The sequence below is a fragment of the Flagellimonas nanhaiensis genome (assembly GCF_003382275.1).
Classification (GTDB): Bacteria; Bacteroidota; Bacteroidia; order Flavobacteriales; family Flavobacteriaceae; genus Flagellimonas; species Flagellimonas nanhaiensis.
On record NZ_QTJX01000001.1, the window covers coordinates 593,062 to 605,266 of the forward strand.

At 40.6% G+C, this 12,205-nt stretch carries 12 protein-coding genes; 11 read left to right on the plus strand and 1 reads right to left on the minus strand.

Annotation, left to right across the window (positions count from 1 at the left end; translation table 11 throughout):
* The first annotated feature begins 8 nt into the window (after window positions 1-8).
* From DX873_RS02790 to DX873_RS02820, 7 genes are read left to right on the plus strand one after another with little or no spacing between them, the layout of a single operon-like run.
* Window positions 9-356 carry a hydrogenase maturation nickel metallochaperone HypA/HybF gene (locus DX873_RS02790; RefSeq protein ID WP_116182998.1) on the plus strand — a complete coding sequence of 116 codons (348 nt, stop codon included), beginning with the start codon at window positions 9-11 and terminating at the stop codon, window positions 354-356.
* A 16-nt stretch (window positions 357-372) separates the two neighbouring features.
* Window positions 373-1,068 (plus strand): hydrogenase nickel incorporation protein HypB, encoded by a 696-nt coding sequence (hypB, locus tag DX873_RS02795; protein ID WP_116182999.1) that lies wholly within the window; start codon window positions 373-375, stop codon window positions 1,066-1,068.
* Between the two features lie 7 nt (window positions 1,069-1,075).
* Complete coding sequence (gene hypF, locus DX873_RS02800; protein WP_116183000.1) at window positions 1,076-3,355, plus strand: carbamoyltransferase HypF; 2,280 nt, start codon at window positions 1,076-1,078, stop codon at window positions 3,353-3,355.
* Complete coding sequence (locus DX873_RS02805) at window positions 3,346-3,621, plus strand: HypC/HybG/HupF family hydrogenase formation chaperone (protein WP_116183001.1); 276 nt, start codon at window positions 3,346-3,348, stop codon at window positions 3,619-3,621. The genes hypF and DX873_RS02805 overlap by 10 nt, the downstream gene beginning before the upstream one ends.
* 1 nt (window position 3,622) lies before the next feature.
* A complete protein-coding gene (gene hypD / locus DX873_RS02810) occupies window positions 3,623-4,717 on the plus strand; it encodes a hydrogenase formation protein HypD (protein ID WP_116183789.1) in 1,095 nt (364 codons plus the stop codon).
* Between the two features lie 9 nt (window positions 4,718-4,726).
* Window positions 4,727-5,788, plus strand: coding sequence for a hydrogenase expression/formation protein HypE (gene hypE, locus DX873_RS02815; protein WP_232520838.1), 1,062 nt, complete (start codon window positions 4,727-4,729; stop codon window positions 5,786-5,788).
* Between the two features lies 1 nt (window position 5,789).
* Entirely contained in the window at window positions 5,790-6,884 is a 1,095-nt protein-coding gene (locus DX873_RS02820; protein WP_116183002.1) for an NHL repeat-containing protein, read from the plus strand.
* Here the strand turns inward: DX873_RS02820 and DX873_RS02825 are convergent.
* A complete protein-coding gene (locus tag DX873_RS02825; RefSeq protein WP_116183003.1) occupies window positions 6,881-7,585 on the minus strand; it encodes an urease accessory protein UreH domain-containing protein in 705 nt (234 codons plus the stop codon). The two genes, DX873_RS02820 and DX873_RS02825, sit on opposite strands and share 4 nt — an antisense overlap.
* A 900-nt stretch (window positions 7,586-8,485) precedes the next feature.
* On the opposite strand from DX873_RS02825, the gene DX873_RS02830 reads away from it, so the two are divergent.
* The 4 genes from DX873_RS02830 to DX873_RS02845 are packed head-to-tail and all read left to right on the plus strand — an operon-like array spanning window position 8,486 to window position 12,168.
* Complete coding sequence (locus tag DX873_RS02830) at window positions 8,486-9,949, plus strand: arginine decarboxylase (protein ID WP_116183004.1); 1,464 nt, start codon at window positions 8,486-8,488, stop codon at window positions 9,947-9,949.
* A 14-nt stretch (window positions 9,950-9,963) separates the two neighbouring features.
* The gene (speB, locus tag DX873_RS02835) at window positions 9,964-10,902 is read left to right on the plus strand and encodes an agmatinase (RefSeq protein ID WP_116183005.1); all 939 of its coding nucleotides are present in this window, start codon (window positions 9,964-9,966) and stop codon (window positions 10,900-10,902) included.
* Window positions 10,892-11,866 (plus strand): deoxyhypusine synthase family protein, encoded by a 975-nt coding sequence (locus DX873_RS02840; protein WP_116183791.1) that lies wholly within the window; start codon window positions 10,892-10,894, stop codon window positions 11,864-11,866. The genes speB and DX873_RS02840 overlap by 11 nt, the downstream gene beginning before the upstream one ends.
* Window positions 11,867-11,892: 26 nt before the next feature.
* Window positions 11,893-12,168 carry a hypothetical protein gene (locus DX873_RS02845; RefSeq protein ID WP_232520839.1) on the plus strand — a complete coding sequence of 92 codons (276 nt, stop codon included), beginning with the start codon at window positions 11,893-11,895 and terminating at the stop codon, window positions 12,166-12,168.
* Window positions 12,169-12,205: the final 37 nt, after the last annotated feature.

Below are 12,205 nucleotides of genomic sequence, written 5' to 3' on the forward strand. Positions count from 1 at the left end.
TGTAATTTATGCACGAAACATCCATAGTTAATAGCATCATGCGCACACTGGAACAAGAGTTCGAAGTGGAAAAATTAAATAAAATGAAGGCAATCCACCTAAAAGTCGGCATATTATCAAATATTGAACCGCGTCTCTTGCATAATGCCTATAGTGCCTATCATATGACAAATCCAGGCTATCATCATGTTAAATTGCATATAGAATCGACCGAATTGAAAATTCAATGCGAAATCTGCAACCATATTACAGAAGTGAAGAACTATCGGTTTGTTTGTGCGAACTGTGAAAAACCCTGTAAAAATGTCATTCAGGGAGAAGAAATGTTGATACACAAAGTAGAATTTGAAGATTAGTTAAAAAAGAAGCGCTATGATAGAAAAATCGACCAAGGCCGCACGTGGAACGGTACAATGTGAGAATACCAACATTAATTTGCTCAAGGCAAATGATTTTGTGGCAGATATCATCAAAAAGGAAATGGCCAGGACCAAAACACTTCTGGTAAACATAACCTCTTCGGCCGGAAGTGGTAAAACCACCCTAATGCAAAAAACGGCCGAGAAACTAAAGAATAAAATCAAGATTGCGGTAATGGTGGGCGATTTGGAGACCGAGCGTGATGCAGAACGCATTCGGCAAACCGGTATTCAGGCATTGCAAATTGTTACCGGTGGCATTTGCCATTTGGAAGCCCAAATGATACATCAGGTGCTTGATCAGTTTGATCTGGAGAAAATCGATCTTTTGTTCATAGAGAATGTCGGGAACTTGGTCTGTCCGTCTTCCTTTGATTTGGGGGAAGACTATCGCGTTACTTTAATGGCCACCACTGAAGGGGATGACAAACCAAAAAAATACCCCAAAATGTTTTTGACCAGTGATATGATGTTGGTGTCAAAGGCCGATCTGCTTCCCTATGTTCCTTTTTCGGTAGAGGCAGTGACCAAAGATGCTAGGGAAGTAAACCACGAGTTGGAGGTAATACAGATATCTTCTATTACTGAAGAAGGTATTGATGAATGGTGCGACTGGCTATTGAAAAAGGTACTGGATAAAAAGGGATGACTCCTACATGCCACAAACCTTTCAACTTACAATAACAGGACAGGTACAGGGAGTGGGCTTTCGCCCATTCATTTACAAACTTGCAAAGAAGTTTGGTCTAAAGGGCAGGGTCGGAAACAATGAAAACGGTGTTTTGATTTTTATCAATGCCACCACAAAAACCGCAAATGCTTTTTTGAAGAATGTAGTGGAAGAAGCTCCGGGAGTTTCAAAAATTCAATCCCATTCTTTTCGTGAGGTGCCTTTTCAGGAATTCATCGATTTCAAGATTATAGCCTCTACCGCTGAGCACCAAATCAATATCCCGTTGACACCCGATTTTGCCGTTTGTGATTCTTGCAAACAAGAAATTCGCGAGAAGAACAACCGTCGACATGGGTATGCTTTTACCACATGCACCAATTGTGGTCCCCGGTATGCAGTTACCAATAAATATCCTTTTGAACGTACAAATACCACCGTCAATGATTTTGGCATGTGCCCAGCCTGCACCAAAGAGTACCGTGATCCGGAATACCGAAGGTTTCACTCACAAACCAATACATGCATTGATTGTGGCATACAACTGATATTGCAAGACGCAACGGGCAAGGATATTGAGGACAATCAAGAAAAAATAATCCAAAAAGCTGCGGATTTGATTCGCAAGGGATGCATTCTCGCATTGAAAAACACCAATGGCTACCTGATATGTTGTGATGCAAACAATGCACGGGCCATTGAACTTCTTCGAGAGAGGAAGCAGCGTCCGTCAAAGCCCTTTGCGATATTATACCCTAGCATGGATAGGATTAAAACCGATTTTGAGGTTACAAGTGAGGAAGAAGGTATGCTATTGTCCCCAGTTGCCCCAATTGTAATCTTAAACCCGAAAAAAAGAAAATTAGATTTAAAACGGGAGCAAATTGCACCTGGATTACAACGGTTGGGAGTTATGCTGCCCTCGTCATCTTTGTTGACACTTTTAATGGACTCATTAAATATTCCAATAGTTGCCACAAGTGGAAATATTCACGGGTCCCCTATCATTGCCGATCAAAAGGAAGCTGTTGAGAAACTTTCTGACGTAGTGGATTATTTTTTGCACCATAATTTAAGGATTTCCTTTCCGCAAGATGATTCGGTAATTCGATTCGCGGATAATCATAAAATCATAAACAGGCGTTCTCGTGGGCTGGCACCCAATTATTTGGAGCAGGAAAAAACGGGTGGCGAAATGAGCAAGATCTTGGCCATGGGTGCTCATTTGAAAAGTACGTTCACCTTTGTGCCGAATTCTAATATTTACGTAAGCCAGTATTTTGGTAATTTGGACAACTATGATGTCACCAATCGATTTGGCCAAAGCATTTTCCAATTTGGTAAATTATTTGAAACCGAACCAAGGACTATCCTAATAGATTCCCACCCCAATTATCAAAGCAGTATAATAGGTGAGGAACTTGCAGAAACCTGGAAGTCAAACATTGTCTCAGTCCAGCATCACAAAGCCCATTTTGCAAGCGTTCTTGGTGAGCATCACCTATTTGGTACAGAAGAGAAAATTCTTGGCGTTGTCTGGGACGGTACTGGGTGGGGAGACGACCAAGCCATATGGGGCGGGGAGTTTTTTTCTTATGAAAAATATACCATGCAACGTCTGACCCATTTTGAATATGTTGATTGGCTGGCTTCTGATAAAATGGCAAAAGAACCAAGATTGTCCCTTTTTTCCATGCTTGACAAAGAGGAAGTTGATGTATGTAAACATAAATTCTCTGAAACGGAATGGAAGGTATACAATCAAATGCTCAAAAAAAATATCTTGAAAACTTCCTCTGTGGGGCGATTGTTCGATGCGGTTGCTTCCCTACTCAATTTAATTGATATAAGTACATACGAGGGAGAAGCTGCCATGCTTCTGGAGAATCTGGCACAAACATATACAGGAAAAGATTTTATTGATTTCCTAGAGGGTGAAAAATATGAATGGGTCCACATTAGGACTATTCTCACCAAAATGAACGAATCCATGGTTGCCGGGATGTCCAGAGAACAAATTGCGAACAGTTTTATTCATACGTTGGCTTTGGTAATCATAAAGATGGCTAAAAACAACAATTTTAGACAAGTAGCCTGTAGTGGAGGGGTTTTTCAAAATGCGTTACTCATCAGCAAACTGGTTTACCTGGGCAAAAAATCAAAAATTAAATTAAGATTTAATCGTATATTGTCTAGTAACGATGAGAATATCTCGTTTGGTCAATTATGTTACTATCAACATATTAAAAATAAAATATGTGTTTAGCGATTCCTGGAAAAATAAAGAGTATTGAAACCAAATATGGCGGTATGGTGCGCATGGCAAAAGTTTCTTTTGGGGGCATCGTAAAGGAAGCCAGTTTGGAGATGTTACCAGATGCAGAGGTGGATGACTATGTATTGGTACATGTTGGAGTTGCCATTAGTAAGGTAAATGAAGAAGAGGCCCAAAAAACCTTTAAATATTTGGAGGAAATTGGAGAATTGGGAGAGTTGGGGGATGTTGACGAATACCTGCCTAAACCAGAATAACATGAAGTACTTATCTGAATACCGCGATCCTGAACTTGCGAAGAAATATTTGGAAGAAATAAAGAACACCGTTTCACGCCCATGGTCAATTATGGAAGTCTGTGGAGGTCAAACCCATAGTCTGGTGAAAAATGGCATTATTGAAATGTTGCCCGATAAGATCACGATGATTCATGGTCCAGGCTGTCCGGTATGTGTTACTCCCTTGAACCTGATTGACAAGGCAATCCACTTGGCCACGGAAAAAGAGGCGATCCTTTGTTCTTTTGGGGATATGCTACGTGTTCCCGGATCACAAAAAAGTTTGTTGCAGGCCAAGGCCGAAGGTGCCGATGTCCGTATTTTGTATTCACCTTTAGAAGCCGTAAAAATAGCGGAGGAGAACCCAGAAAAAGAGGTTGTTTTCTTTGCTGTGGGTTTTGAGACCACTGCCCCTGCCAACGCACTATCAGTAGTGCATGCAGACAGAAGGAATGTAAAAAATTATTCCATTTTGGCCTCTCATGTTTTGGTGCCCCCAGCTATTAAAGCGGTCATGGACGATAAGGAGAGCCAAATAGATGGCTTCTTGGCAGCCGGACACGTTTGTACCATTATGGGCAATACGGAATACCACCCTTTATCGACAAAATATAAGGTTCCCATTGTGGTGACCGGTTTTGAGCCCTTGGATGTGTTACAGGGCATTTTAATGGTAATTCGCCAATTGGAGCAGAGCAAATCCGAAGTGGAGAATCAATATGCCCGGATTGTTCGTGAAGAAGGCAACCTTGATGCTCAGAAAGTAATCAATGAAGTTTTTGAAGTCCGCAATCAAATGTGGCGTGGTATTGGGGAAATCCCTGATAGTGGATATGCTGTACGAGATAAGTATGCGGGTTATGATGCAATCCGAAAATTCGATATTTTTATCGATGAGGCTCCTGAAAATCCACTTTGCATCTCAGGTCAGATCATGAAAGGAATTAAAAAGCCTTATGAGTGCTCCCAATTTGGAAAGACCTGTAAACCAGAAAATCCATTGGGCGCACCAATGGTAAGCAGTGAAGGGGCCTGTGCTGCCTATTACCATTTTTCGGGGATGGTTGAAATTTAATCAAGAGAAATGTCGGAGAACAAAAATTTACGCATGCAGTTGCAATGCCCTATGCCCATATTGGATTTTGATATCATTACATTGGGCCATGGCAGTGGGGGAATGTTGACCAATAAACTATTGGATAGCGGGGTTTTTGACCTGCTGAGCAATGATATTCTTGATGAGAGACATGATGGAGCGTTTTTGGAGCTACATGGAAAAATTGCTTTTTCAACAGATAGTTTTTTGGTCTCGCCCATCTTTTTTCCTGGCGGGAATATTGGGGAGCTGGCGGTTAATGGCACTGTTAACGACTTGGCTATGTGTGGGGCATCTCCCAAGTATCTATCCCTTAGTTTTATTATTGAGGAAGGGTTGCCCGTAAAAGATTTCTGGGAAATTTTGGTGTCAATAAAAATAGCTTGTGAAAAGGCAGGGGTAAAGATCGTCACAGGAGATACCAAGGTGGTTGAAAAGGGTAAGGGAGACAAGATTTTCATCAATACTTCGGGCGTGGGCACCATTAACCCCAAGGCCAATATTGGCAAGAAAAATATTCAGATAGGCGATAAAATCATCGTTAGTGGTAACATAGCTTCCCATGGCATGGCGATTTTGTCAGTCCGAGAGGGATTGGAATTCGATTCTGAAATTCAAAGTGATACCACTTACCTGAACCATTGCGTTGAGGATTTATTGAATAATTTTGGAACAGATATTCATTTGTTGACAGATCCTACAAGAGGAGGAGTGGCTACGGTATTAAAGGAAATAGCTGAAGCAACCGCTGTAGGCATTGAGATATATCAAAAAAACTTGCCTATTGATGACCAAGTGGCCAGTGCTTGTGAATTATTGGGGCTGGATTCACTTTATGTAGCCAATGAAGGCCTTTTTATTGCGTTTGTTTCAGAAGAGAAAGCTGCTGTTATCCTGGAAAAGCTACGACAAGACACGAAGGGAAGAAACGCGAAGATTATTGGTACTGTGGTGGCAAACCATCCTAAGCAAGTTGTTTTGGAAAGTGCTATCGGAGGCAAAAGGGTGATCAGTATGTTGCCAGGGGAACAATTACCGAGAATTTGCTAAAATGAATTTTGATACGTTAGGGAAACACGTTTCCAATTCCCGTGTTTTCAAAGGTTCTGAACAAATTCCTTTTCTGGCCCCAAGAGGTGTCTTTTCCACCAAAAACCATCTATTGGTATCCGATACAGGGCGCAATCGTGTTTTTATCTGGAACAGTTTTCCAAATAATGAATATCGGGAACCTGACGTGGTTTTGGGCCAGCCTGATATTTCCAAGACTGGCAGAAACTCAGGTGGTGGGGTCAATGCTGCAACATTGCAGTACCCTTCTGGGATATGGAGTAATGGAAATATGCTCATAGTGGCAGATGCATGGAATCATAGAGTACTGATTTGGCATGAAATGCCGCACCATAATGGCCAACCGGCAGATGTGGTTTTAGGTCAGCCCGATTTTGTTTCGAACCAGCCCAATGTTTTAGGGATTGGCAGCAATCCTTCTGCGAAGACCCTGAACTGGCCATATGGGGTATTTTCTGATGGAAACCGACTTTGGATAGCTGATACGGGCAATCGCAGAATCCTTTTTTATGATGAAATTCCTAAAGAAAGCTATATTCCCGCGGATAATGTAATAGGGAAGGCAAACTTCACGACTAGGGACTATGAAAACAACGAACCTATATGGCCCTACTCTGTCAAGGTGAACCACAAGAATCAAATGGTGGTGGCAGACACGCAGTTTTATCGCTCATTGGTATGGAACAATGCAGACAAAGCATTTTTGGACCCTGCAGATGTCATCATTGGTCAGGCTGACTTTGATGCCTGTGGGCAAAATCAATTTGGTTTGTTTCCTTCTTCACGATCATTGAATTGGACTTATGATGCCTGTTTTTATAAGAATGGCCTGTTGGTAAATGATACAGGGAATAGCAGAATTCTATGGTTTAAAGAAATCCCGATCGAAAACAATGCAAAGGCCAATACGGTCATTGGCAAACCAGATTTTAATACTGGAAGTGAAAACAAGGATACCTTAATGGGGACATCAAGTTCGTTATATTGGCCATTTTCAATTACTACTCAAGGCGATACACTTATAATAGCGGATACAGGTAATCACCGGGTGGTCATTACAGATCTAAAGCTTTAAAAATTTAAAAAAACCCAATAAATCCCTATAACGATTGCGAACAATCCTCCCAAGAGACGAATGGCTCTGAATAGAGAAGGGTTCTTCTTTTTTTTGGAATAACTGACCATTTGCCCCAATAGAAAAGTATAGAATGTCATGGCCAAAACGGTACCTAGGCCAAACCCCAAAACATATTGTATGCTGTCCTGACTATTTTCAAAGCCGAGAACAGGTAGGAGCAATAAGAAATGGGAGATTCCTGCCAACCCGTGTAAAACCCCTATACCAAAAGAAGACCATAAATTTTGTTTGATTATTTTCCTATGGGTGTGACTATGTTCTAAAACATTTTCTTCGTGCTTATGCTCATGAATATGGATATAAGGCTCGTTACCACCGTGAATATGGGGATGCTTATGGCTTTTGCTTCCGAGGAAGATGTTGGATAATGCCCAAAGCCCTACAAAAACCAAGACTAATCCAACCAATTGTTCACTGTGCTCAGAAATTTGTTCAAATGGAATAAATTCCTTGAAAAGGAGCAAGAGTAGACCAATGAGAAGCATACCTGTTAGATGCCCAGCCCCCCACGAAAGACCTATTTTCCAAACTTTACGCTTGGTTTCAATGGCCAAAGGAGTAACAGCGGCCAAATGATCTGGACCCGAAACAACATGTAATACCGAGGCTGCTATTCCAGCAAATAGTGGAAAGTTCATTATGATGTTTTATCAATCCAATGTAATGAATTCTTCGGAAAGAAGCTATAAGTTCGCAACTGCTCCAGTATAGTTATAATTATACTTTTTTAGAATATTGAAAAAAGAGAACTATCCGCATGCTTTATCCAATTAAAAGCCGAAACAATTCACATTAAATCCCATTTTATGCCAATAAGTGAATTTAACTCTTATGGTAGAATTACCACAGAATTTTAAATTCATCAAAATTGTGTTTACTTGGATTGGTTTTTATAACTTGAACTTGGATTAACGCAAGTTAGATCAAATAAAAAGTTACCTGTTCGGTTACCTCCAAAGTAAGATTTCCATGGGGGAACCATAAATAAAGGGATTGGGAGGACTGGGCATCTACCAGTCATCCCGACTTTTAATACTTTGTCAACAAATTAACTCTGATAATCATATGATTATCAGAGTTTTTTGTTTTTATACCCCCATAAGAAATGGCTGATTTTGTTTCAATATGACCTTCAAAGGTTACCTATTCGGAAACCTTCTTGAAACCTGTTAGTTATCGGCTTTTCAAATCTAGGTTCGAGGGAAGTTCGGACGACAATTGACGCATGTAAAGTTTGCGGATTGATTTTTTTTACTAAGTTTACCTTAAGTAAATGAGTCCAACTAATCGGACGCATTGCCTTTTATTTTGAAATCTTTTTTCAAATTCGGGCTTATGGGGATAAGGAAGTCTACCCAAAAAGCCGTCTTAGGGATAGGACACCGGATAATAGGGCTGACTTCCGAAATGTTTTCTTCTTATCGTAAGTTGTATTTACGAATCTTTGGTTCTACACCTGACCGGTTTTTTGTATTCCGTATTTGAGTATTGATTGTTAGCACAGTCCTTAAATACTTTTTTACATACACAAAACACAGATGAAGACCAAATACATCGATTTGATTGAACAGACTTTTGATTTTCCTCAAGAGGAATTTCAACTTGTGGAGAACAACTTACATTTTCATGATATTGACCTAATGACATTAATTCGCCGTTATGGGTCACCACTTAAGTTTACCTATCTTCCAAAGATTTCAAAGAACATTCAGCGTGCTAAAAAGTGGTTTGCCACAGCTATGGACAAACATGGTTACGCGGGTAAATACTATTATAGCTATTGCACAAAAAGCTCACATTTCGAGCACGTTCTGAATGAAGCGCTCAAGAACAACATCCATATTGAAACCTCCTCTACATTCGATATTGATATTGTGGAACACCTAAAAGCTGAGGGCAAGATTTCAGATTCGACTTATGTGCTATGCAATGGCTTCAAAAGGGATGAATATGTTGGAAAAATTGCTCAGCTTATAAACAGTGGCCAGAGAAATTGTATTCCCATCATTGATAATTTTGAAGAACTCGATTTACTTGGAAATGATATTCAAGGAAATTTCAAGGTAGGAATTCGGATTGCTTCTGAAGAAGAACCCAAGTTTGAGTTTTATACCTCACGATTGGGCATAGGCTACAAGAACATAGTTCCTTTTTATGAAAATGCAATTAAGGAGAATCCTAAGGTTGAGCTAAAAATGCTGCACTTTTTCATCAATACTGGGATTAGGGATACGGCCTATTATTGGAATGAACTTTTAAAGTGTCTAAAAGTTTACATCAATCTAAAGAAGATATGCCCAACGCTCGACAGCTTAAACATTGGAGGGGGATTTCCCATAAAAAACTCGCTGGCTTTTGACTACGATTACGAGTATATGATTGAGGAGATAGTTAACCAAATAAACCAAGCTTGTAGAGAAGCTAATGTGGCTGTTCCAGATATTTTCACCGAGTTTGGAAGTTTTACTGTGGGTGAAAGTGGTGGTGCTATTTATGAGGTTTTATATCAAAAACAGCAGAACGATCGAGAGAAGTGGAACATGATCAACTCATCGTTCATTACCACTATTCCCGATTCATGGGCGATCAACAAGCGTTTTATCATGCTAGCTGTTAATCGGTGGAACGAGGAATATGAGAGGGTTTTACTGGGAGGGCTTACCTGTGATAGTGACGATTATTACAACTCGGAACAGCACTTGAACGCCATCTATCTGCCCAAGTTCAAAAAAGACAGGCCCTTATATGTCGGTTTTTTCAATACAGGGGCGTATCAGGAATCTATTGGTGGATTTGGTGGGCTTCAACATTGTTTAATTCCACAGCCCAAGCACATTTTGATAGATAGAGATTCCGAGGGAAACCCAAACACCCGTGTTTTTGCGGAGCAGCAAACCGCTGGTGATTTTTTATCAATCCTAGGCTATAACAAACCCAAAGTTGTTGAATCAAAAAATTTGAGAAAAAAACCAATGGCTAATCGACCATTGGTAATTAAGTAAGAAAATAAATAGGGATGGAACCAAAAGAAACATATGCAGGGATACCGGAGGAATATGCCTCCTTGGAAAAGTCCAAGGTAGTACTTATTCCAGTCGCTTATGATGGTACAAGTACATGGGGCAAAGGTGCTGACAAAGGCCCCAAAGCATTTTTGGAAGCTTCGGAGAATATGGAACTCTATGACATTGAAACCAATAGTGAAGTATATCGGGAGGGAATCTATTTAACGGAAACATTGGATGGGTTCAATTCTCCAGATGATATGGTGAAAACAGTCCATAATGTGGTCAAAGAATTTGTTGGTCGGAAAAAGATGGTCACCATGGTGGGCGGAGAACATTCAGTATCCATCGGAGCTATCAGGGCCGTCGATGAAGCTTATCAGGGACTTACAGTTCTCCAAATTGATGCACATGCCGATCTGAGAAAGGAATACAACGGCTCCAAATACAACCATGCCTGTGCCCTGTATGAAGCTTCACAGACCACCAACCTTGTACAGGTAGGGATTCGAAGTATGGATATATCGGAGGTGTCGGTCATGAATAAGGACAATGTCTTTTTTGCCCATGAAATGGTCACAGATGATTTTTGGATGGACAATGTTCTGGATTTGATGACGGAGCATGTTTATATCACCTTCGATTTGGACGCCCTGGACCCCTCAATTCTTCCATCTACTGGAACGCCCGAACCCGGCGGCCTTTTTTGGTACGAGACCCTAGAGTTTCTTAAACGAATTTTCAAGGAATGCAATGTGGTCGGCTTTGATATTGTGGAACTCTGTCCCAATGAGAGGGAAAGATCTTCGGATTTCTTGGCCGCAAAACTTTACTATAAAATGTTGAGCTACAAGTTCAATCAGGATTTGGACGAAATAGAGGATGAATATGAACAACCGTACAATTTTGAAAAATTTGAAAGGAATGGTGAGCAATATGATGAAAAGTAAAGGGGAAATTTCCCAGTTTTTGGAAAAGCACTTTTTGCATTTCAATGCGGCATCGCTGGTCGATGCGGCAAAAGGGTATGAAGCGCAGCTGGAACAAGGTTCCAAAATGTTGGTGTCATTGGCTGGAGCGATGAGCACGGCAGAGTTGGGCAAGATTTTTTCGGAAATGATCCGTACTGAAAAAGTACATATTATATCATGTACAGGTGCCAACTTGGAAGAGGACATTATGAACCTTGTTGCCCACTCGCATTATAAAAGAGTACCTCATTATAGGGATTTGACCCCACAAGATGAATGGGATTTGTTGCAGAATGGTCTAAATAGGGTTACGGACACTTGCATCCCCGAAGAAGAAGCATTTCGACGGTTACAGGAGCATATTTTTAAAATATGGAAGCAGGCTGATGAAAATGGGGAGCGATTGTTTCCACATGAATTTATGTACCGCCTTTTACTCTCAGGTGTCTTGGAAGAACACTATGAAATTGATATAAAAGATTCCTGGATGTTTGCCGCTGCCCAAGCCAATCTGCCCATGGTAGTACCAGGTTGGGAGGACAGTACCATGGGTAATATTTTCGCCAGTTACGTTATCAAAGGACAACTCAAGGCCAGTACCATGAAATCAGGTATTGAGTATATGACCTTTTTGGCAGAGTGGTACAAAAGCAATAGTAAGAATGGAATAGGCTTTTTTCAGATAGGTGGCGGTATCGCAGGAGATTTCCCAATTTGTGTTGTACCAATGCTTTATCAGGATTTAGAGGAAACTGATACACCGTTTTGGAGCTATTTCTGCCAGATAAGCGATTCCACTACCAGCTATGGCTCATACTCGGGTGCCGTGCCAAACGAAAAAATCACATGGGGAAAATTGGATATAGGTACACCAAAATTCATTATAGAAAGTGATGCTACAATTGTTGCCCCTTTGGTTTTTGCCTATTTATTGAATATGTAATTATGAAAAAAGGTATGTCAGGAAATATGAAAAGAGTAATTGTGGACTATAAAAAACTCAACGCTCCCTTGCTGGATTTGTTGGTAGAAAGATATCCTGATGGGTATGGGGACAGGGATATTATCAGCTTCCGCAATGCCCAAGGAGAATGGGTCGAATGTATTGAAGTTACGACTGAGGACACCATGTACTTGGTAAAAGTGAGCAAGCGACTCACTACGGCCATGGAAGAATATGATGACAATGATTCAGATGAGGATGAAATTGACATTAGTGGATCCAATGATTTTGAAGAAGAATAAGTTATTGTATTAACCAAGATGGATTTTTAAAAAATGT